The sequence below is a fragment of the Paraburkholderia sp. BR10882 genome, assembly GCF_040948855.1.
Lineage (GTDB): Bacteria > Pseudomonadota > Gammaproteobacteria > Burkholderiales > Burkholderiaceae > Paraburkholderia > Paraburkholderia nodosa_A.
The window spans coordinates 52,924-72,879 of sequence record NZ_JBFPKP010000003.1; the positions used below are offsets into that span (position 1 = coordinate 52,924).

18 protein-coding genes and 1 pseudogene are annotated in these 19,956 nt (G+C 66.5%); 6 read left to right on the plus strand and 13 right to left on the minus strand.

Annotated elements, in window-relative coordinates; genetic code table 11:
• Positions 1 to 45 precede the first annotated feature (45 nt).
• On the minus strand, positions 46 to 1,335 hold the full coding sequence (locus AB3X99_RS09575) for a UbiH/UbiF/VisC/COQ6 family ubiquinone biosynthesis hydroxylase (protein ID WP_368616752.1): 1,290 nt from the start codon (positions 1,333 to 1,335) through the stop codon (positions 46 to 48).
• A 51-nt stretch (positions 1,336 to 1,386) separates the two neighbouring features.
• Positions 1,387 to 2,793, minus strand: a complete 1,407-nt coding sequence (locus AB3X99_RS09580; protein WP_069268473.1) for an aminopeptidase P N-terminal domain-containing protein — start codon at positions 2,791 to 2,793, stop codon at positions 1,387 to 1,389.
• Between the two features lie 271 nt (positions 2,794 to 3,064).
• Here AB3X99_RS09580 and AB3X99_RS09585 point away from each other — a divergent pair, with 271 nt between their 5' ends.
• A complete protein-coding gene (locus AB3X99_RS09585; protein WP_069268450.1) occupies positions 3,065 to 3,676 on the plus strand; it encodes a glutathione S-transferase C-terminal domain-containing protein in 612 nt (203 codons plus the stop codon).
• 91 nt (positions 3,677 to 3,767) lie between these two features.
• Here the strand turns inward: AB3X99_RS09585 and AB3X99_RS09590 are convergent, their stop codons facing one another.
• The 3 genes from AB3X99_RS09590 to AB3X99_RS09600 all read right to left on the minus strand — a co-directional run bounded on the left by AB3X99_RS09590 (position 3,768) and on the right by AB3X99_RS09600 (position 7,325).
• Complete coding sequence (locus AB3X99_RS09590) at positions 3,768 to 5,375, minus strand: FMN-binding glutamate synthase family protein (protein ID WP_342947658.1); 1,608 nt, start codon at positions 5,373 to 5,375, stop codon at positions 3,768 to 3,770.
• A 246-nt stretch (positions 5,376 to 5,621) separates the two neighbouring features.
• Entirely contained in the window at positions 5,622 to 6,818 is a 1,197-nt protein-coding gene (gene mnmA, locus AB3X99_RS09595; RefSeq protein WP_368616753.1) for a tRNA 2-thiouridine(34) synthase MnmA, read from the minus strand.
• 12 nt (positions 6,819 to 6,830) lie between these two features.
• Positions 6,831 to 7,325, minus strand: coding sequence for an NUDIX hydrolase (locus AB3X99_RS09600; protein WP_368616754.1), 495 nt, complete (start codon positions 7,323 to 7,325; stop codon positions 6,831 to 6,833).
• A 294-nt stretch (positions 7,326 to 7,619) separates the two neighbouring features.
• Here AB3X99_RS09600 and AB3X99_RS09605 point away from each other — a divergent pair, with 294 nt between their 5' ends.
• From AB3X99_RS09605 to AB3X99_RS09615, 3 genes are read left to right on the plus strand one after another with little or no spacing between them, the layout of a single operon-like run.
• Positions 7,620 to 8,771, plus strand: coding sequence for a Re/Si-specific NAD(P)(+) transhydrogenase subunit alpha (locus AB3X99_RS09605; protein ID WP_368616755.1), 1,152 nt, complete (start codon positions 7,620 to 7,622; stop codon positions 8,769 to 8,771).
• A gap of 17 nt (positions 8,772 to 8,788) precedes the next feature.
• The gene (locus tag AB3X99_RS09610) at positions 8,789 to 9,118 is read left to right on the plus strand and encodes an NAD(P) transhydrogenase subunit alpha (RefSeq protein ID WP_028201972.1); all 330 of its coding nucleotides are present in this window, start codon (positions 8,789 to 8,791) and stop codon (positions 9,116 to 9,118) included.
• A 14-nt stretch (positions 9,119 to 9,132) separates the two neighbouring features.
• Positions 9,133 to 10,587, plus strand: a complete 1,455-nt coding sequence (locus AB3X99_RS09615) for an NAD(P)(+) transhydrogenase (Re/Si-specific) subunit beta (protein ID WP_368617038.1) — start codon at positions 9,133 to 9,135, stop codon at positions 10,585 to 10,587.
• 75 nt (positions 10,588 to 10,662) lie between these two features.
• On the opposite strand, the pseudogene AB3X99_RS09620 reads toward AB3X99_RS09615, so the two are convergent.
• The 7 genes and pseudogenes from AB3X99_RS09620 to AB3X99_RS09650 form a co-directional block, all read right to left on the minus strand.
• Positions 10,663 to 11,355: pseudogene (locus tag AB3X99_RS09620) on the minus strand (helix-turn-helix transcriptional regulator); the annotation flags it as partial.
• Between the two features lie 77 nt (positions 11,356 to 11,432).
• Positions 11,433 to 11,822 (minus strand): VOC family protein, encoded by a 390-nt coding sequence (locus AB3X99_RS09625; protein ID WP_028201975.1) that lies wholly within the window; start codon positions 11,820 to 11,822, stop codon positions 11,433 to 11,435.
• 189 nt (positions 11,823 to 12,011) lie between these two features.
• Positions 12,012 to 13,316, minus strand: coding sequence for a class I SAM-dependent RNA methyltransferase (locus AB3X99_RS09630; RefSeq protein ID WP_368616756.1), 1,305 nt, complete (start codon positions 13,314 to 13,316; stop codon positions 12,012 to 12,014).
• A 236-nt stretch (positions 13,317 to 13,552) separates the two neighbouring features.
• Entirely contained in the window at positions 13,553 to 14,260 is a 708-nt protein-coding gene (locus AB3X99_RS09635) for a PqiC family protein (RefSeq protein WP_342947664.1), read from the minus strand.
• Positions 14,257 to 15,870: an intermembrane transport protein PqiB gene (locus AB3X99_RS09640; protein WP_069268458.1), complete on the minus strand. Its 1,614-nt coding sequence runs from the start codon at positions 15,868 to 15,870 to the stop codon at positions 14,257 to 14,259. The genes AB3X99_RS09635 and AB3X99_RS09640 overlap by 4 nt, the downstream gene beginning before the upstream one ends.
• Positions 15,863 to 16,525 carry a paraquat-inducible protein A gene (locus tag AB3X99_RS09645; protein WP_069268459.1) on the minus strand — a complete coding sequence of 221 codons (663 nt, stop codon included), beginning with the start codon at positions 16,523 to 16,525 and terminating at the stop codon, positions 15,863 to 15,865. Before AB3X99_RS09645 ends, AB3X99_RS09640 begins: the two co-directional genes overlap by 8 nt.
• Positions 16,522 to 17,331, minus strand: a complete 810-nt coding sequence (locus tag AB3X99_RS09650) for a paraquat-inducible protein A (protein WP_368605664.1) — start codon at positions 17,329 to 17,331, stop codon at positions 16,522 to 16,524. The genes AB3X99_RS09645 and AB3X99_RS09650 overlap by 4 nt, the downstream gene beginning before the upstream one ends.
• Positions 17,332 to 17,700: 369 nt before the next feature.
• Between AB3X99_RS09650 and AB3X99_RS09655 the strand changes: the two genes are divergently transcribed.
• Together AB3X99_RS09655 and AB3X99_RS09660 are read left to right on the plus strand one after the other, a co-directional pair.
• On the plus strand, positions 17,701 to 18,300 hold the full coding sequence (locus AB3X99_RS09655; RefSeq protein WP_342947666.1) for a YceI family protein: 600 nt from the start codon (positions 17,701 to 17,703) through the stop codon (positions 18,298 to 18,300).
• A 42-nt stretch (positions 18,301 to 18,342) separates the two neighbouring features.
• Positions 18,343 to 18,912 (plus strand): YceI family protein, encoded by a 570-nt coding sequence (locus AB3X99_RS09660; RefSeq protein ID WP_368617039.1) that lies wholly within the window; start codon positions 18,343 to 18,345, stop codon positions 18,910 to 18,912.
• A gap of 84 nt (positions 18,913 to 18,996) precedes the next feature.
• Here the strand turns inward: AB3X99_RS09660 and secF are convergent, their stop codons facing one another.
• Entirely contained in the window at positions 18,997 to 19,947 is a 951-nt protein-coding gene (secF, locus tag AB3X99_RS09665; RefSeq protein WP_069268461.1) for a protein translocase subunit SecF, read from the minus strand.
• Between the last annotated feature and the right edge of the window lie 9 nt (positions 19,948 to 19,956).

Here is a 19,956-nt window from a genome sequence, read left to right on the forward strand (position 1 = left end):
GGCGTTGCCGCGCTCAAAGAAAAGCGATGCGACCCTTAGTTCGCCTCAACGCCGCTGCCCGAACATCATCTGCCGCGCGAGCGCCGTCTTCACGGGCGGTGCGAATTCGAGCGCCGTGAGCGCGAGCCCGCGCAGCGTGGCGAGTGGGCCGAAATCGACGGTGAACAAGCGGGCGAGCGTATCCGTCGCGCCGATCGTCATGCGGCGGTCGAACGCGCGACGGCCGGCGAACTCGGCGAGTGCGCGCGGCGTGGCACCGTGCTGCGCGAGCGAATCGGCGAGCGCGTGGGCGTCGCGCAGACCGAGATTGAGGCCCTGGCCCGCCACGGGATGCAGTGTTTGGGCCGCATTGCCGACCGCCGCGATGCGGCCGCGGCCGCAAACGAGGGCGTCGAGCGCGTTCAGGCCGAGCGCAAAGGCCGCGCGGCCGTGAACATGCGTGAAGCGGCCCATGCGCGCCCCGAACGCCACGCCGAGTTCGGCGAGGAAATCGGCGTCCGAAAGCTGCGCGCGGCGCTCGGCCTGCGCCGGGGAGCAGCACCACACCAGCGCGTAATCCGCGCCGCGCACGCCGCCCATCGGCAGGAGCGCGATCGGGCCTTCGCTCGTGAAGCGCTCCCACGCGACGTGCGGTTGCGGGGCAGCTAGCGTCACCACGCCGACCAGCGCCGTTTGCCCGTAGTCGCGCGTCCGTTTGGTTTCGGCGGCCGGCAGTGCGGCCTTGGCATCGGCTTCGTCGGCCTCTTCTGCATCGTCTTGCGCGTCGCGTGGCGGCGGCGTGCGATACAGGCCGCCCTCGGCGTTCACGAGGATGCGCGTGCGCAGATGGCGCTCGACGCCCGCGCTCACGACCGGCAGCGTCACGCCGTCGTTCCCCACGACGGGATCGTGCGCCTGCGTGTGATGCAGCCAGTGCACCCGCGTGCCGCGCACGGCCTGCGCAAGCGCCTGAACGATCGCGCCGTAGCGCGCCACGTAGCCGAGCGCGGGCAAGTCGTAATCGTGGCGGTCGATCAGCGTGCGCCCGAAATGGCCGCGCTGCGAAACATGGATGCGCTCGATGGGCGTCGCGTCGTGCGGCCACGCGAGCGCTTCGAGCAGCGTGCGGCTGCCCTGCGAAACGGCGATGGCGCGCGGATCGCCGGCGCTGTCCTCGGGTTCGCGCGCGTCGATCAGCGCAATCGAGAGCCCTTGCGTGGCGCTGCGCCGCGCGAGCCAACCTGCGAGCGCGAGACCTACCGGCCCCGCGCCGACGATCGTCACATCGTGGTCGAATCGAGCGGGCGCGTTCGCGCCGGTGGGAGTGTCGTTCGCGCTGCCGGAAACTGCGTTCATGTCGTTTGCTTCGCTTCGTGTGGAATCTTCGCGTCTGCGTTTCCGTCTGCGTCAGGCGCCGCGTTGCGCGCCCTGCATGAGCGCTTCGATTTCATCGGCGGCAACGGGCACGCCGCGCGTGATCAGCTCGCAGCCCGTTTCGGTGACGATGGCGTCGTCCTCGATGCGGATGCCGATGTCCCAGTAGCGCTCGGGCACGTCCTCGGCCGCGCGGATGTAGAGACCCGGCTCGATCGTGAGCGTCATGCCGGCGCGCAGCGTGCGCCACGGCGGCGGGGCGTCGGGCTTGTCTGCGCTTGCCTTAACGCCACGTTCGCCGCGTTCCCTGTAGTCGCCCGCGTCGTGCACATCCATGCCGAGCCAGTGCCCGGTGCGATGCATATAGAAGCGCGCGTAGGCGCGCTCGGTAATCACGTCGTCGACGCTCGCAAAGCGCTGCCGGTCGATGATGCCGGTATCGAGCAGTCCCTGCGCTAGCACGCGCACCGCGGCGTCATGCGGCGCCTCGAAATTCACGCCGGCGCGCGTGGCGTCGATCGCGGCCTGCTGCGCGGCGAGGACGATGTCGTACAGCTCGCGTTGCGCGCTCGTGAAGCGGCCGCTCGCGGGGAAGGTGCGGGTGATGTCCGAGGCATAGCCGTTCAACTCGCACGCGGCGTCGATCAGCACGAGGTCGCCTTCGCGCGCCACCGCGTTGCCCGCTGGGTAGTGCAGCACGCACGCGTTCGCGCCTGCCGCGACGATCGAGCCGTAGGCGGGCGCCTGCGCGCCGTGCTTGCGGAACGTGTAGAGCAACTCCGCCTCGATCTCGTACTCGCGCATGCCGGGCCGGCATGTCTGCATCGCGCGAACGTGCGCGAGCGCCGAAATTTTTGCGGCGCGGCGCATCGTGTCGAGTTCGTGCGCATCCTTGATCACGCGCATGTCGTCGAGCAGCGGCAGCAGGTCGTACGCGGCGGCCGGCGCCGTGACGCCGCTGCGCCCCTGCGCGCGCACCGCGTCGATCCAGCGCTTCACCTGCGCGTCGAAGCGATCGGAGGCCGCGAGCGCGTAGTGCAGCGCCGGACGGTTGGCGATGAACTGCGGGATGCGCGCATCGAGTTCGTCGGCAGGAAACGCGGCGTCGAAGCCAAACGCTTCGCGCGCGGCGTCCGGACCGAAGCGAAAGCCTTCCCACGTTTCGCGCTCAACGTTCTTCGCGCGGCAGAACAGAATGGCGGCGGGCTGGTTCTCGCCCGCGTTCGCGTCGAGCACGAGCAGCGCCTCGGGCTCGGTGAAGCCGGTGAGGTAGTAGAAGTAGCTGTCGTGCCGATACGGATAGTCCGCGTCGCGATTGCGCAGCGCTTCGGGCGCGGTCGGCACGAGCGCGACACCGCCGCCCTGCGCACGCAGCGCTGCAAGCACACGTTCGCGGCGCGCGCGATAGAGCGCCGCGCCGCCGTCGGGGCCGCGCTGCATGTCGGCTGCGTCGGCCACGCTGGCCGCAGGTTGGGCTTCGCTCGAGGCGGCCGGGGCGCTTTGCTTGAGGGTCGAGTCCATCGTGAGATTGTAGCGCTGGCTACAAAGGCGCGCGCTGGCTCGCGGTGACCCCACCCGCGCGCCGCTATGGCCGGCTGTTGTCTCTTGCTGACATCATTTGTAGGAAAAATCCTGCACTGCAACAGACGGCGCGTCAGAAAATTACGAATCCAACGTATACTTCGGCCGGATTCCAGAAAAGGCAGGTGGTATGAAACTTATCGGTTCGCTCGGCAGCCCGTATGTCCGCAAGGCGCGGATCACGCTCGCCGAAAAGAAAATCGACTACAAGCTGGTGCTCGAAAACGTGTGGGGCGAGGAAACGGCGATTCACGATTTCAACCCGCTCGGCAAGGTTCCGTGTCTCGTGATGGACGACGGCGAGGCCGTGTTCGACTCGCGCGTGATCTGCGAGTACGTCGACATGCTCTCGCCCGTGGCCAAGCTCATTCCGCCCGCAGGACGTGAGCGCATTGAAGTGCGTTGCTGGGAGGCGCTCGCCGACGGCATGCTCGACGCGACCGTGCTGATCCGCCTCGAAGGCACGCAGCGCACGCCGGAACAGCGCAACGAGGCGTGGGTGAAGCGCCAGGAGCGCAAGATCCACGAGAGCCTCGCCGCGATGGCCAAGGGGCTCGACGGCAACCCGTGGTGCGCGGGCAACCGCTACACGATCGCGGATATTGCCGTGGGCTGCGCACTCGGCTATCTCGACTTCCGCATGCCGGAGCTGAACTGGCGCGAGGCGCATCCGAATCTCGCGCGCCACTTCGAGAAGCTTTCGCAGCGTCAATCGTTCGTCGACACGGTGCCGCAAGGCTGACGTCCAGCTGATCTGCTGGGTGACTTAAACAAAACGCCCGACGGCATGGTGTGCCGTCGGGCGTTTTCGTTCAAGCCGCGGATCGCCTTCCTCAGACGATCTTTTCCTCGGCCGGCGCGAACGAATCGCTGCGTGCAACCGGCCACCACTTCTCGTACAGCTGATAGCGATAGCGGCCTTCGAGCAGATCGCCGGGCTTCAGGTACTTGAGCAGTTCCGACATCAGCTTCACTTCATACGACGACACGCGCCGCACGATGTGATGCGCGCGCAGATCCGATGGGCTCGCGAGACCCGCGGCCTGAATCAGCTCCTGCAGCGCGTGCAGCGTGTTGTGGTGGAAGTTGAAGACGCGCTCGCCCTTGTCCGGCACGTTCAGCGCGCGCTGGCGCACGGGGTCTTGCGTGGCGACGCCGGTGGGGCAGCGGTCCGAGTGGCACTTCTGCGCCTGGATGCAGCCCACGGCGAACATGAAGCCGCGCGCCGAGTTCACCCAGTCCGCGCCGATCGCGAGCGTGCGCGCGATATCGAACGCCGTGATGATCTTGCCGCTCGCACCGATCCTGATCTTGTCGCGCAGGCCGATGCCCACGAGCGTGTTGTGCACGAGAAGCAGCCCTTCCTGCAGGGGCGTGCCGATGTGATCGGTGAACTCGAGCGGCGCTGCGCCCGTGCCGCCTTCCGCGCCGTCCACGACGATGAAGTCGGGCAGGATGCCGGTTTCCAGCATCGCCTTGGCGATGCCGAAAAACTCCCACGGATGGCCGATGCACAGCTTGAAGCCCGTGGGTTTGCCGCCCGAGAGCTTGCGCAGGCGCTCGATGAATTCGAGCAGGCCGCGCGGCGTGGAGAACTCCGAGTGGCGCGCAGGCGAGACGCAATCCTTGCCGATGGGAATGCCGCGCGTTTCGGCGATCTCGGGCGTGACCTTGGCCGCGAGCAGCATGCCGCCGTGGCCAGGCTTCGCGCCTTGCGAGAGCTTCACCTCGATCATCTTCACCTGCGGCTCGTTCGCGAGGCGCTGGAATTTATCGGCGCTGAAGGTGCCGTCGTCGTTGCGGCAGCCGAAGTAGCCCGAGGCGATCTCCCAGATGATGTCGCCGCCATTTTCGCGGTGATATTTCGACATCGAGCCTTCGCCGGTGTCGTGCGCGAAGCCGCCTTTCTTCGCGCCCATATTGAGCGCGCGGATGGCATTCGCGGACAGCGCGCCGAAGCTCATCGCCGAGATGTTGAAGATCGACATCGAGTACGGTTGCGCGCGGTTGGCGCCCACGAGCACGCGGAAGTCGCTGCCCGCGAGCTTCGTCGGCGCGAGCGAATGGCTGATCCACTCGTGGCCCACGGCCTTTACGTCGAGTTCGGTGCCGTACGGGCGGCTGTCCACAGCGTTCTTCGCGCGTTGGTAGACGAGGCTGCGCTGGGCGAGCGAGAACGGCTTTTCGTCGGTGTCGTCCTCGACGAAGTACTGGCGGATCTCGGGCCGCACGAACTCGAACAGGAAGCGCAGATGACCCCAGATCGGGTAGTTGCGCAGGATCGCGTGGCGCTCCTGGAACATGTCGTAGAGGCCGAGCGCGACGAGCAGCGCGGGCACGATCATGCAGTACCACGACAGGCGATGGAGCGCGGCAGCGGCGGCACAGGCCGCGAGCAGCAGCACCGCGCCCCACATGGCGAGATAACGTCGGGAAAACATTGGGGGGAACTCCTCGAACTTGATGTAATGCGCGCGCCTGCTCTCCTCTTGTGAAGGGGCGGCGCGCGTGAGCCGCGCGGTTGCTGGGCGCGGCTTGCGGGAATGATGCCGCAAGTTCGTGAAACTGGCAGGCAAGCGGGCAGTGTCGTTCGAGCGGCCTGTGGGAGGCTTCAAAAGTCGGATAAAAAACGCGGCGCCCAGGGCGCCGCGCGGTGTTTTCTTACGTTTTGCCTGACGCAGTTTGCGTCACGCGGCCGTCGCCGCAGCAGGCTTCTTGCGCGGGACGCGCTTCTTTTTCTTCGGCGCTTCGGGCGGCAGCACGGCGGGCACGTGCGGCGCGAGCGTCGTCACCGCTTCGATGATGCCGCCGCCCAGGCACACGTCGCCGTCATAGAGCACCGCCGACTGGCCGGGCGTCACGGCCCACTGCACGTCGGGAAAACGCAGCGTGAACTGGCCCGCGCCGAATTCGTCTGCGGCATGGAACGAGCAGGGCGCGTCGGCCTGGCGATAGCGCGTTTTCGCGCCGCACGCGTGATCCTGCGCCGGCGGCTCGCCCGCCACCCAGCTCACGTTGCCTGCGCGCAGCTCGTGCGCGAGCAGCCACGGATGATCGTGGCCCTGCACGACGTAGAGCGTGTTCGAGGCCATGTCCTTGCCCGCCACGAACCACGGATCGCCGCTGCCGTCCTTGCTGCCGCCAAGGCCAATGCCCTTGCGTTGCCCGAACGTGTAGAACGCGAGGCCGATATGCTCGCCGACCACCTTGCCGTCGGGCGTCATCATCGGGCCGGGTTGGGTCGGCAGATAGCGGTTGAGGAAGTCGCGGAACGGCCGCTCGCCGATGAAGCAGATTCCTGTGGAATCCTTCTTTTTCGCGTTCGGCAGGCCGATCTTTTCGGCGATCTCGCGCACCTTCGTTTTGGGGATCTCGCCGAGCGGGAACATCGTCTTCGAAAGCTGCGCCTGGTTCAGGCGATGCAGGAAGTACGACTGATCTTTCGTGTGGTCGAGCGCCTTCAGCAGTTCGAAGCTTCCGTTGCCCTCGTTCTGGCGCACGCGGGCGTAGTGGCCCGTGGCGATCGTTTCCGCGCCGAGCGACATGGCGTGGTCGAGAAAGGCCTTGAACTTGATCTCGGCGTTGCACAGCACGTCCGGGTTCGGCGTGCGCCCCGCGGAATACTCGCGCAGGAACTCCGCGAACACGCGGTCCTTGTATTCGGCGGCGAAGTTCACGGCCTCGACGTCGATGCCGATCAGGTCCGCGACCGACACCACGTCGATCCAGTCCTGACGCGTCGAGCAGTACTCGCCGTCGTCGTCGTCTTCCCAGTTCTTCATGAAGAGACCGACGACGTCGAATCCCTGCTCCTTGAGCAGCCATGCGGTAACCGACGAATCGACGCCGCCCGACATGCCTACTACGACCTTACGTTTGCTCATTTCGTTGCTGCCTTAGTTCATCCTGGGTGCTGCCTTCGGTGCCGTCGCGTGCGTCTGGATGAAATCCAGCGGCACGCGCTTGCCGGCGAGGTAATCGTCGACACAGCGCATCACGAGCGGCGTGCGATGGCGCTCGCTTGCCGCGCGCATCTCGTCAACGCTCATCCACACCGTGCGGACGATATCCGGATCGAGCGCACGGTCTTCCGCCTCGGCTGCGACTCTGCCGCAGTACGTGAAGCGCACGTACGTCGCGCCGCTCTCGCCGGGTTTGCCGAAGTGCGTCATGTACACGCCGACCAGCGCTTCGGGCGTGAACGCATGTGCGGTTTCCTCGAGCGTTTCGCGCACTACGGCCTCGTGCAGCGTTTCGCCCGCTTCCAGATGGCCGGCGGGCTGGTTCAGACGCAGTCCAGATGGCATGTGTTCCTCGACGAGCAGAAAACGCCCGTCGCGCTCGACGATCGCGGCCACGGTGACGTGGGGTGCCCAGGTTTCCTCATTCATGGGCCGGTATTTTACCGGGACGGCGCGAACGCTGCCCGGGGCCGGATCGGGCCCCAGAGGGCACTTGCCCGGATCGGCTGGCACTGCCGACCGTCCGGTCGGACGACACGGCGTGTTGTGTGCATCGCACAAAAACGGGCAATTCCCGCTACAAAGGCGTCGCTGCTTTCGGTTAAAGTGGTGCCGTCGTGTGCCGTTGCAATGGATGCCGGCGCTTGAACGCCGTTTGTCGGCCTCCCTTCGCTCGATTCGAGCCAGAACAGCTAGAACAAGAAGGTCGAGGAGGAAACAACGATGCATATCGGAGTGCCCGCAGAGACGCGGGCGAACGAAACCCGCGTGGCCGCGACGCCGGAGACAGTCAAGAAGTACGTCGCCCAGGGCCACACGGTCACGATCCAGGCGGGCGCCGGCACTGGCGCGAGCTATCCCGACGAGGCCTACACGGCCGTGGGCGCGCAGGTCGCCGATGCGGCAACGGCCTTCGGCGCGGACCTCGTGCTCAAGGTCCAGTCGCCCACCGTCAGCGAATTGCCGTTCATGAAGCGCGGCGCAGTGCTGGTCGGCATGCTCGATCCCTTTAATGCGGAGAACGCCGCGAAACTCGCCGAGGCTGGCGTGACGGCGTTCGCGCTCGAAGCCGCGCCGCGCACCACGCGCGCGCAGAGCCTCGACGTGCTGTCGTCGCAGGCCAACATCGCCGGGTACAAGGCGGTGCTCGTGGCCTCGAACCTCTATCCGCGCTTCATGCCGATGCTCATGACCGCCGCCGGCACCGTGAAAGCCGCGCGCGTGCTGATTCTCGGCGCGGGCGTGGCGGGCCTGCAGGCCATTGCGACGGCGCGGCGCCTGGGCGCGGTGATCGAGGCTTCGGACGTGCGCCCGGCCGTCAAGGAGCAGATCGAGTCGCTCGGCGGCAAAGTCCTCGACGTGCCCTACGAAACCGATGAGGAGCGCGAAGCGGCCGTCGGCGTGGGCGGCTATGCCCGGCCCATGCCGCCGTCGTGGCTCACGCGCCAGTCGGCGCTGGTGCACGAGCGCGCGAAGCAGGCGGACATCGTCATCTCGACCGCGCTGATTCCGGGCCGCGACGCGCCGACGCTGCTGCCTTCGGAAACCGTGCAGGCGATGAAGCCGGGGTCGGTGGTGATCGACCTCGCGGCAGGACGCGGTCCCGTTGCCGACGAGGCAAGCGGCCGACGCGGCGGCAACTGCCCGCTCACGGAGGCCGACAAGGTGGTGACGCACCACGGCGTGCAGATCTGCGGCTACACGAACCTCGCCTCGATGGTCGCCGCCGACGCCTCCGCGCTCTACGCGCGCAACCTGCTCGACTTCCTGAAGCTCATCGTCACGAAGGAAGCCACGCTCAACATCGATCTCGCGGACGACATCGTCGCGGCCACGCTGCTGGCCCGCGACGGCCAGGTCACGCGCAAGGCATGACGAGGAGGAGAACAAGAATGGAAGTCATCAACCATACCGTCATCAACCTGATCATCTTCGTGCTGGCCGTGTACGTGGGCTATCACGTGGTCTGGAACGTCACGCCCGCGCTGCATACGCCGCTCATGGCCGTGACCAACGCGATTTCCGCGATCGTGATCGTCGGCGCGATGCTCGCCACGGGCCTGACCGTGGGCGGACCGGGCAAGTTCTTCGGCACCTTCGCCGTGCTGCTCGCGGCCGTGAACGTGTTCGGCGGGTTCCTCGTCACGCGGCGAATGCTGGAGATGTTCCGCAAGAAGGAGCCGAAAAAGCTCTCCGCCCCTGGCAGCAAGGAGGGCGCATGATGGGGCTGAACTTCGTGAGTATGAACGTCGTTACGCTGCTTTATCTGGTGGCGTCGGTCTGCTTCATCCAGGCGCTCAAGGGGCTGTCGAATCCGAAGAGCGCGCGCGCCGGCAACGTGTTCGGCATGGTCGGTATGGCCATCGCCATTCTCACGACCCTTGCGCTGATCGTGAAGGAGTCCGCACAGTTCGGCTCGAACCTCGGCCTGGGGCTTGCGCTGTTGTTCGCGGCGCTCGTGGTGGGCGGCGGCCTCGGAGCGTACGTCGCCGCGCGCGTCGAGATGACGAAGATGCCCGAACTCGTCGCGGCCATGCACTCGCTGATCGGTCTGGCGGCGGTGTGCATCGCGTATGCGGTGGTCTCCGAACCGGCCGCGTTCGGACTGGTTGCAGAAGACGCGCCGTATCCGGGCTTCCTGCCGTACGGCAACCGTATCGAACTCTTTATCGGTACGTTCGTCGGTGCGATCACCTTCTCGGGTTCCGTGATCGCCTTCGGCAAGCTCTCCGGGAAGTACAAGTTCCGCCTGTTCCAGGGCGCGCCGGTGGTCTATCCGGGCCAGCATCTGATCAACCTGATGCTCGCGCTCGGCATGATCGGCTTCGGCATCCTGTTCTTCCTCACGCAGTCGTGGCTGCCGTTCATCATCATGACGCTGATCGCGTTCGCGCTGGGCGTGCTCATCATCATCCCGATCGGCGGCGCGGACATGCCCGTGGTCGTGTCGATGCTGAACTCGTACTCGGGCTGGGCGGCGGCGGGCATCGGCTTCTCGCTGAACAACGCCATGCTGATCATCGCGGGGTCGCTGGTGGGTTCTTCCGGCGCGATCCTCTCGTACATCATGTGCCACGCGATGAACCGCTCGTTCTTCAACGTGCTGCTGGGCGGCTTCGGCGGCGAGGCGGGTGCGGCGGCAGCAGGCGGCTCGCAGGAACAGCGTCCGGTGAAGTCGGGCTCGGCTGACGATGCCGCGTTCATGCTCGGCAATGCGGAAAGCGTCGTGATCGTGCCGGGCTACGGTCTCGCGGTGGCGCGCGCGCAGCATGCGCTCAAGGAGCTCACCGACAAGCTCGTGGAGAAGGGCGTGGACGTGCGTTACGCGATTCACCCGGTGGCGGGCCGCATGCCGGGCCACATGAACGTGCTGCTCGCGGAAGCCGAGGTGCCGTACGACATGGTGTTCGAAATGGAGGACATCAACAACGAGTTCGGCCAGACCGATGTCGTGCTGGTGCTCGGCGCGAACGACGTGGTGAACCCGGCGGCGAAGAACGATCCGAAGTCGCCGATCGCGGGCATGCCGATCATCGAGGCGTACAAGGCGCGCACGATCATCGTGAACAAGCGCTCGATGGCGGCCGGTTACGCGGGCCTCGACAACGAACTCTTCTACATGGATAAAACCATGATGGTGTTCGGCGACGCGAAGAAGGTGATCGAGGAGATGGTGAAGGCGGTGGAGTAAGCGCGGCTCGCATCAGACCCACGCGAAAGGCGCGCAGCGATGTGCGCCTTTTTCATTTGCGGCTGTGCCGAGCGCTCAGAGCGAAGGCGCATTCACGCGGCGCAGATAGTCGGCGAGGCGCCGCCCGCTCACATCGGGAAACTGCTCGAGCACTTCCACGTTCTCCATGCGCGCGATGTTGAAATTGCGGAAGTCCTCTCGCATTTCGCACCAGGCGCCCACGGTCCATTGCGCGCCCCAGTACACGAGCCCGAGCGGCCAGATGCGCCGCTGCGTATGCGCGCCGATGCGGTCGCAGTACGCGAAGCGCACGACGAGCCGCGTGTCGACGGCGCGATGCAGCGCGTCGAGCTTGTCCGAAAACGCGTGATCCATGTGATACGCGGGCGCGAACACGGCAAGCCGTTCCAGCACGGCGCGCTTTTCCGCGGGCATCGCGGCGGCGATCTTCGCCAGCGCGCCGCGTGCGCCGCTCGCGAGCGCCGCGCCGCCCCACGACTCGGCCATGCGAGCGCCTACCGCGAGCGCGGTGAGTTCGTCGGCGGTGAAGGTGAGCGGCGGCAGACTCGCGGTGCGCGCGAGACGGTAGCCAATGCCCGCCTCGCCCTCGATCGGCACGCCCGAGAGCTGCAGGTCGCGCACGTCGCGATAAACCGTGCGCGGCGAAACTTCGAGCCATTCTGCGAGCTGCTGCGCCGTGGTGAGACGCCGGCCGCGCAGCAGTTCGGCGATGCGAAAAAGGCGGTCGGCACGGCGGGTCATGGCAGGGCAGTCGCGAAGGCGGGCGCGGTGACTGGGATAAGCACAGATGATAGCGCCGGGCGCGCGTGGCGCCCGGCCGCGGCTTAGCCGAGCTTCGGCGCGTGCAGACCGACGCGGTTGCCTTCGGTATCGATGAAGAAGCCGATATAGCCGTAATTGTTCGGCAACTCCACCGCTGGCCCTTGCTGCTTGCCGCCGGCTTTTTGCACACGGTCGAGCACGGCGGTGACCGATGGCTGCGCGTTCAGATACACGAGCACACCCTTCGGGTCGGGCTTGGCGTCATGCGGATTGAACACGATGCAGCCGCCGGTTTCCGTATCGGTGTGAGCGAACAGCGCCATCGGCACGCCGCCGACCACCTCGCGCTGCAGCGCGGTGTCGAAGGCGGTTTCGTAAAAACGGGCGGCACGCTCCAGGTCGTGCGCGGGAATTTCGAACCACGAGATCACACGGGACAGATCGGTAGACACGGTGCAGCTCCTCGAAGACAACGGCGGACGTTGAATGGCGGCAGCCGGGCGGCGGCAGCCTCGCCGGATGGCGTAGAAGCAGTGTGCCAGGGGGCTGCTGACAGCGTGTTGTCAGTAGGTTCGACGCGCCGTGACGGGCGAGTCGAGGCGGCGGGTGGGAAGGCCACCCGCCGTGCGCGTTTGCCAATGTCAGCTGGCGTCGTCGCTGCTGGCGGCGGGGTTCGCTGGACGCTGGCGCACGCTGCCCGCGATCAGGTCGAAGCGGAACAGGCGGCATTCGAGCGCGCCGTTGTAGAGCGGCGTCTTGGCAGCTTCGCGCAGGCGCAGCTGGCCCGGCAGCTTGCGGTCCGAGGTGAGGACGAACGCGCGCCAGCCCGTGAAGCGCTGCTTGAGCGCGTCGCCGAGCGCCTGGAAGAACTCGGCGTCGGGCGCCTCGTCCTTGGCGCGGCGAAAGCCTTCGTCGTCGTCGCCGCGCAGCTCGCGCGCCGTCGGGCGCGCCTCGCCGCGCGCGTTGCGCCCGCGCACTTCGATACGCTCGCCGTACGGCGGATTCGCCACGAGAATGCCGGGCGCAGCCGAGGGAGGCGTCATGTTGCGCGCGTCGAGCTGCTTGAGCGTCACGCTGCCAAAGCCCGCGCGCTTGAAGTTCGCACGCGCCTTTTCCAGCATGACATCGGAGATGTCGCTGCCGTAGATCAGCAGATCGCTGGTCTTGCCTTGGGCGAGATTGCGCGCCGTGTTCGCCTCGCTCTTGAGGTGTCGCCACGCGGCCATGTCGGCCTGCTTGAGCGACTCGAAGCCGAAGCGGCGATCGAGCCCCGGCGCGATGTCGAGCGCGACTTGCGCGGCTTCCGCGAGAAAGGTGCCGCTGCCGCACATCGGGTCGTAGAGCGGCGTGCCGGGCGTCCAGCCCGTGAGGCGCAGGATGCCCGCGGCGAGGTTCTCGCGCAGCGGGGCGGCGCCCTTGTCCAGACGCCAGCCGCGCTTCAAGCGCGGCTCGCCCGAGGTGTCGAGATAGAGCGTGCATTCGTTCGCCGTGAGGAAGGCGAATACGCGCACATCGGGATAGGCGGTATCGACGCTCGGACGCGCGCCTGCCTTGTCGCGCATGCGATCGCAGATCGCGTCCTTCACGCGCAGCGTGGCGAATTCGAGGCTGCGCAGCGGCGACTTGATCGCGGTGATGTCGATGCGGATCGTCTCGTTCGCCGAGAACCACTTCTCCCACTGCTGCTCGCGCGCGAGCGCATAGATGTCCTGTTCGCTGCGATACGGGCGCTGGGCGATCTTCAGGAGCACGCGGCTCGCAATGCGCGAATGGAGGTTGGCGGCGATGCCGCCGGCCCAGTTGCCGCGGAAATGCACGCCGCCGGGCACCTCGGCGCCGACCTGAAGTGCGCCGGGCGGCAGGCGCCGTTGCGCGGTTTCGGCCAGTTCGGCGGCGAGCGTGGCTTCGAGGCCGCGCGGGCAGGGGGCAAAGAAATCGAAAGACATGAAGGAGGATGGGACGCTGCGGGGAAGGCGCTATTGTACGCGGGTTGCGGGAGCGGCCAGGCGTGCATGCCGCCAGCGCCGCTGGAGACCGCTCGATAGCCGCACCTGGCCGCCATTTGCCTCGTCGCGGACGCCTCCTCCAAGAGCGTGACGTGCGGACCTTTATCGGCTCTGGATCGCCTTTGGGGCGTGGCGATCAGGTGCGCCGCAGACTCGCCTCAGCAAAAAACGCCGCCTCAGCCGCCGGCGGCCGCCATCTGCGGACACGCGATGCTCGCCGCCGTCTTCGCACGCACACCAGCCTTCGTGCCATTCGAGGCCACACTCACGCGCGGCGCGGCCGCGAGCGCTCGCACGCCGCTCGCGATCGACTGCGAGAGCGCCTCGACCGCCTGCCGGTGGCCGATGACGAGCGCGTCGTAGCCGTCGCCCACCTTTTCGTTGAGCACGCTGCGGCAGGTCAGGACCGTTTGCGAGTCGAGCGCGCGCACGCTCCACACGGCGTCGATGAGCGCGTGCGAGCCCGGCCACGATTCGAAGCGCTGCACGTTCACGCTCACGCGATAGACGGGCACGCCCTCGGGATGCGGCGAGCCGTACACGTCGATGGTGCCGAGCTGCTGCGTGAGGTCGCCGGAGAGCGCCCGGCGGATCTCGTCGCCGGGCATCGAGGACCAGCGCTCCTGCTCGAGTACGCGCACCTGGTTGGCGTCGGTTTGCACGACGAACTGTGCCTTTGCGACCTGCGGCGGCACGTCGACAGGCGCCAGTTCGATCAGCCATTGGGCGTTGCCCGCGCTCGGCGCGGCCGCGGCGGTGCGACCCGTGTCGTCGCTCGGGCTGAGCGTGTAGAACCGGCTGGCGGGCGAACTGCAGCCCGCCAGCGCGGCGGCTATGACCAGCGCGCCGAGCGCGGCAAGGGCGGGGACGCGTCGGAACGTCATGGCTTGTCTCCAGATTTGCCGCGCAGCAGCGATTCGGGATGGCGCTCCAGATAATCGGAGAGCGCGTTGAGCGATTGCAGCGTACGCGTGAGTTCCTGCATCGCCTGGTGCACGTCGGACTGCAGCGGCGAATCTTGCTGCAGCGTGGACTGCGCGGCGTTGAAGGTCTTCTGCGCCTGGTCGAGCGTGCCTTGCAGCTGCGGCAGGATCTGGTCGTTCACCTTGCCGAACAGCTGGTTGGCGTTCTTGAGCGAGTCGTTCAGGTTGTTGCCGATCTTGTCGAACGGAATCTGATCGAGCTTCTTCGCAATGTCCGCGACCTGCAGCTGCAGTTCTTCGAGCGAGTTCGGCACCGTGGGCAGCTCGAGCGGGTCGTGGTTGAAGTCGACCGTCGCGGGGCCCGCCTTCGGGAAGATGTCGAGCGCGATGTAAAGCTGACCCGTGATCAGGTTGCCGGTGCGCAACTGGCCGCGCAGGCCGCGCGCGACGAGCCGCTTGATCAGCTCCTCGCTTTGCGGCGTATGCGGCGCGGGCGCTTCGCCGCGGATGCGGCGCGACAGGCGTAGCGGATAGAGGTCGATCGTCACTGGCATCGTGAAGTTGTGCTGTTTCGGGTCGTACTCGATCCCGATGTCGGTGACCTGGCCGAGCGCGATGCCGCGGAAATCGACCGCCGCACCCACCGAAAGGCCGCGCAACGACTGGTTGAAGTACATGACCACGCGTTGCGGCGCACCGTCCGGCTCGCGCATTGCCTCAGCCTCGTCGGAGGCCAGCGCGAAGGTGGCGCTGTCGGGCGCCTGGGGGCCCATGGACTGCCCGGGCGGAGCCTGGAACGCGAGGCCGCCCACCACGATCGTGGCGAGGGATTGCGTGTTGACCTTGATGCCGTTCGAATCGAGCTGCACGTTCACGCCGCTCGCGTGCCACCAGCGCGTGTTGGTGCCCACGTACTGGTCGAAGGGCGCGCTCACGAACACCTGCACCGTCACGCCGGTGCCGTCCTTGTCGAGCGAATAGCCCGTCACCTGGCCGACCTGGATGCGCCGGTAGAAGATCGGCGTGCCGATGTCGAGCGAGCCGAGCGTCGCACTGTGCAGGGTATAGCGATGGCCCTTCTCGTCGATGGTCACGGCAGGCGGCGCCTCCAGCCCGACGAAGTCGCTTTGCGACTCCTGCGAGCGGCCCGCGTCCGCGCCGATGTACGAGCCCGACAGCAGCGTGGTGAGGCCCGAAACGCCACTAGCGCCCACGCGCGGGCGCACGACCCAGAAGCGGCTGTCCTTCACGGCGAAGCGTTCGGCGTCCTTGGTGAGTTCGACCGTAACGATCACATGCGAAAGGTTGGGCGAGAGCTTGATGGCGCGCACCGAGCCGATGTCCACGTCCTTGTACTTGACCTTGGTCTTGCCGGGCTCGAGTCCTTCGGCGCTCACGAAGCTGATCGTGATGGTCGGGCCGCGCGTGGCGACCGACTTCACGACGAGCGCCACGCCGATCAGCGCCGCGACGATCGGCACGATCCAGACGAGCGAGGGCAGCCAGCGCCGCGGCTTGACGATCTCCGGCTCCGGCAGATTGGGCGGGGTCGGTCCTTTCGGACTATTCATGGGGTTGATCCTGTGTGTGTTGCGCAGGTTTGTGTTTGTCTTCGTCCACCGGATCCCAGATCAAGCGCGGATCGAACTGCATCGAGGCGATCATCGTCAGGATCACGACCGAGCCGAACGCGATCGCGCCGGGGCCCGCCGTGATGACCGCAAGGGACTGGAAGCGTACCAGCGCCACGGTTAGCGTGACAACGAACACGTCGAGCATCGACCAGCGCCCGATGAATTCGACGAGCCGGTAGAGCTTCGTGCGTTCCACGGGCCGCCAGGTCGAGCCGCGCTGCGAGGTGAACGCGAGCAGCGCGAGCACCGATAGCTTGAGCATCGGCACGAGAATACTGGCGATAAAGACGATCACGGCAAGCGGCCAGTCGCCCGAGGTCCAGAAGTAGACCACGCCGCTCATGATGGTGTCGTCCTCTTCGCCGACGAGCGAGGTCGTATGCATCACGGGCAGCAGGTTCGCGGGGATGTAGAGCAGCGCCGCGGCAATCAGGAGCGCCCACGTACGCATGATGCTGTCCGGGTTGCGCTCGTGCATGGGCGAGCCGCAGCGTGCGCAGCGCACGTGGCCCCGCGCGCGCACATGCGCCTGCACGTGCCCGCAGGCGTGGCAGGAGATGTAGCCGGCGTCGCTGGCGGTCTGGTATTTCATCGGGGCCCCTTGGGCAGCGGGCGGCCGCGCGGCGCTGCCGGGTCTTGCGCGCCTGTACCGGGCTCGCGGATCTCGGGCTCGGAGAGCGGGTGCGCCGGTGACGGCGAGGCGGGCGAATGCGGCGTGTGCGGTCCGCCCGAGCCGGCGTCGCCGGCGAGGCCGCCCGGACCCGCACTGCCCCCGCGGGCCGCGCGGGCGGCGTCGCGCAGGCCGTCGGCAATGTCCCAGAGCGTGCGCGCATCGAATGTGACGACCACGGTGAACATCAGCGTGAGCGCGCCGAAGGCGAAGAGCGCGGTTTCGGGAATCACCCGCGCGAGGCTCACCATTTTCACGATGGTGATGAGCACGCCCAGCATGAAGACCTCGAGCATGCCCCAGGGCCGCACGAACTGGATGCAGCGCAGCACGTAGTCGAAGCCCGGGGGAATGAAGCCGCGCCGCACAGGCAGCAGGACGTAAAGCAGCGCTACCATCTCCGTGAGCGGAAAGAGGATGGTTGCGCAGAACACGATCACCGCGATGATCTCCATGTCCTCGTGCCACAGCACTACGAGGGCGCCGAACAGGCTCGACTCCGTAGTGATGCCGTTCGCATCGAGCTCGATGATCGGGAACGACTGGGCGATGATGAAGGTGACGAGCGCCGCGAGCGTGATGGCGCAGATGCGGTCGAGCTGGGACGCGGCGCTGCTGTAGAGCGTGGCGCCGCAGCGCGAGCAACGCGCTGACTGGCGGCCGAGCAGCCGCGGTTTGCGGTAGAGCGCGTCGCAATCGTGACACGCGATCAGTTTGTCCTGGGCCATGCGGGCAGGTGTTGCAAAACGACGTGAACGAAGGACGCGCTGCGGCGGCACACAGGCCGAAAGGTGCCGACAGCGCTTCGCGCCATGTTACCAAACGCGCCCGGCGGCGTGCCGGAACGAGCCGCGGGCCCCGCACGGGGCGGCTGCCGGAGCTGCGAACGGGCTGCGAACGGGCTGCGAACGGGCTGCGAAGTGTGCCACGTTTGTGCCGTGAGCGTGTGCGAGGCCGGCGGGGACCCGGCCCTTATCTCCAGATGTTTGCAGTCACCCAATTTGGACTATCTTTCGGGCATGGAGCATGCATGGCTGCGCAAGGTGGCCGCTGCCCATCCACGAAGTCAATGACTACGCAATCAAAGCGAGACGATCATGGAAGCCTTGTCGAGGTGGATTCGTTCTTACCGGTGGCGCCCGGCGGTCGGGGCCGCGGCAGTGTGGGCCGGCGCCGCTGCGGCGCTGCTCGCGGGCGCAGCCGCGCATGCGCAGCTCGACGCGGCGAAGAGTACGATCGTCGCTGTCTCGCGCCAGATGAACGTGCCGGTCCAGGGCAGCTTCACGAAGTTCGACGCGCAGATCGCCTTCGATCCGGCCAAACCCGCGGGCGGCAGCGCGAAGATCACGGTCGACACGGCGAGCTATGATCTGGGCGACCCGACCTACAACGATTCGGTGCACGGGCCCGAATGGTTCGACGCGAAGACGTTCCCGCAGGCAACGTTCGTCTCGACGGCCATCGCGCCGACCGCAACGAACCAGTACAGCGTGAGCGGCAAACTGACGATCAAGGGGCACACGCAGAACGTGGCCGTGCCCGTCGTGCTCACGCAGCAGGGCGGGACGCAGACTTTCGACGGCACGTTGCCGATCCACCGGCTCGCCTTCGACATCGGCACCGGCGAGTGGAAGGACACCTCAATTGTGGCCGACGAAGTGCTCATCAAATTTCACATCGTCGTCGCGCACAAGTAGAGCGACGACCCCGAGGAGGCGCTTTTGAACAAGCTCGTACTGATGGCCGCAGGCTGCGCCGTGTCGCTCGCCGCTCTGATGACGCAAGCCGCGCACGCCGCCGATACTTACCAGCTCGATCCGAATCACACGTTTCCGAGCTTCGAAGCCGACCACTTCGGCGGTCTGTCCACGTGGCGCGGGAAGTTCACGAAGACCACGGGCATGGTCACGCTGGACCGCGCGGCGAAGACGGGCACCGTAGACGTGACGATCGATCCGGCGTCGATCCAGACCGGCAATCCGCAGCTCGACCAGCATCTGGTGGGCGACGACTTTCTCGATGTCGCGAAGTACCCCACGGCCACCTACAAGGGCACGCGCATCGTCTTCAATGGCGATACGCCCAAGGAGGTGATCGGCGACTTCACCCTGCACGGCGTGACGCGGCCGCTCAGGCTCGAGATCGCGTCGTTCAAATGCATGCAGCACCCCGTGCTCAAGCGCGAGGTATGCGGCGTGGAGGCCGAAGCCGCATTCAACCGCGACGACTTCGGCATGGACTCGGGCAAGAAGTACGGCTTCAAGATGAAGACCACGCTGCATATCCAGGCCGAAGGGATCAAGCAGTAGGCAAGCGCGGCGAAGGCCGTTGCGTTGCGCAGGCACGAAAAAAAAGCCGGTTCGCGAGAACCGGCTTTTTTGCTGGTGCGCCGCTTACACCTGCGCGCCCGCGTTCGGATCGTTCGGATCGAACTTTTCCTTCTTGTCCTTGATGAGGTCTTCGCGTTTCACGCCGAGCCACATGGCGAGCGCCGCGGCAACGAACACCGACGAATAGATGCCGAAGAGAATACCCACCGTCAGCGCCAGGGCGAAGTAGTGCAGCGTCGGGCCGCCGAAGAAGAACATCGAGAGCACCATCATCTGCGTACAGCCGTGGGTGATGATGGTCCGCGACATCGTGCTGGTGATCGCGTGGTTAATGACTTCGGTCACGCTCATCTTGCGCTCGCGCCGGAAGGTCTCGCGAATCCGGTCGAAGATAACGACCGATTCGTTGACCGAGTAGCCGAGCACGGCGAGCACGGCCGCGAGCACCGAGAGCGAGAACTCCCACTGGAAGAACGCGAAGAAGCCCAAAATGATCACGACGTCGTGCAGGTTCGCGATCACGCCGGCCACGGCGTACTTCCATTCGAAGCGGAACGACAGGTAGATGACGATGCCCGCCACCACGCAGGCGAGCGCGAGCAGGCCGTCGGTGGCGAGTTCCTTGCCGACCTGCGGGCCGACGAACTCCACGCGCTGCAGCTGCACCTGCGGCTCAGCCGCTTTGAGCGTGGACATCACCTGGTCGCTCTGCTGCGCGGAGCTCAGGCCCTGCTTGAGCGGCAGGCGGATCAGCACGTCGCGCGAGGTGCCGAAGTTCTGCACCTGGGCATCGCCGTAGCCGATCTTCGTGAGCGAGTCGCGCAGCGGTTCGAGCGGCACCGCCTGCGGATACTGCACTTCAATGACCGTGCCGCCCGTGAATTCGATCGACAGGTGCAGGCCGCGGTGGAAGAGGAAGAACACCGCCGCGATGAAGGTAAGAAGCGAGATCGCGTTGAAGATCAACGCGTGCTTCATGAACGGGATGTCCTTGCGGATGCGGAAAAATTCCATGTTCGTGAC

Excerpts from the sequence above, each read along its gene's own strand:
- AB3X99_RS09575 (WP_368616752.1), bottom strand. The coding sequence starts at position 1,335 with ATGAACGCAGTTTCCGGCAGCGCGAACGACACTCCCACCGGCGCGAAC.
- AB3X99_RS09580 (WP_069268473.1), bottom strand. The coding sequence starts at position 2,793 with ATGCAGCGCGGCCCCGACGGCGGCGCGGCGCTCTATCGCGCGCGCCGC.
- AB3X99_RS09585 (WP_069268450.1), top strand. The coding sequence starts at position 3,065 with ATGAAACTTATCGGTTCGCTCGGCAGCCCGTATGTCCGCAAGGCGCGG.
- AB3X99_RS09590 (WP_342947658.1), bottom strand. The coding sequence starts at position 5,375 with ATGTTTTCCCGACGTTATCTCGCCATGTGGGGCGCGGTGCTGCTGCTC.
- mnmA (WP_368616753.1), bottom strand. The coding sequence starts at position 6,818 with ATGAGCAAACGTAAGGTCGTAGTAGGCATGTCGGGCGGCGTCGATTCG.
- AB3X99_RS09600 (WP_368616754.1), bottom strand. The coding sequence starts at position 7,325 with ATGAATGAGGAAACCTGGGCACCCCACGTCACCGTGGCCGCGATCGTC.
- AB3X99_RS09605 (WP_368616755.1), top strand. The coding sequence starts at position 7,620 with ATGCATATCGGAGTGCCCGCAGAGACGCGGGCGAACGAAACCCGCGTG.
- AB3X99_RS09610 (WP_028201972.1), top strand. The coding sequence starts at position 8,789 with ATGGAAGTCATCAACCATACCGTCATCAACCTGATCATCTTCGTGCTG.
- AB3X99_RS09630 (WP_368616756.1), bottom strand. The coding sequence starts at position 13,316 with ATGTCTTTCGATTTCTTTGCCCCCTGCCCGCGCGGCCTCGAAGCCACG.
- AB3X99_RS09635 (WP_342947664.1), bottom strand. The coding sequence starts at position 14,260 with ATGACGTTCCGACGCGTCCCCGCCCTTGCCGCGCTCGGCGCGCTGGTC.
- AB3X99_RS09640 (WP_069268458.1), bottom strand. The coding sequence starts at position 15,870 with ATGAATAGTCCGAAAGGACCGACCCCGCCCAATCTGCCGGAGCCGGAG.
- AB3X99_RS09645 (WP_069268459.1), bottom strand. The coding sequence starts at position 16,525 with ATGAAATACCAGACCGCCAGCGACGCCGGCTACATCTCCTGCCACGCC.
- AB3X99_RS09650 (WP_368605664.1), bottom strand. The coding sequence starts at position 17,331 with ATGGCCCAGGACAAACTGATCGCGTGTCACGATTGCGACGCGCTCTAC.
- AB3X99_RS09655 (WP_342947666.1), top strand. The coding sequence starts at position 17,701 with ATGGAAGCCTTGTCGAGGTGGATTCGTTCTTACCGGTGGCGCCCGGCG.
- AB3X99_RS09660 (WP_368617039.1), top strand. The coding sequence starts at position 18,343 with ATGGCCGCAGGCTGCGCCGTGTCGCTCGCCGCTCTGATGACGCAAGCC.
- secF (WP_069268461.1), bottom strand. The coding sequence starts at position 19,947 with ATGGAATTTTTCCGCATCCGCAAGGACATCCCGTTCATGAAGCACGCG.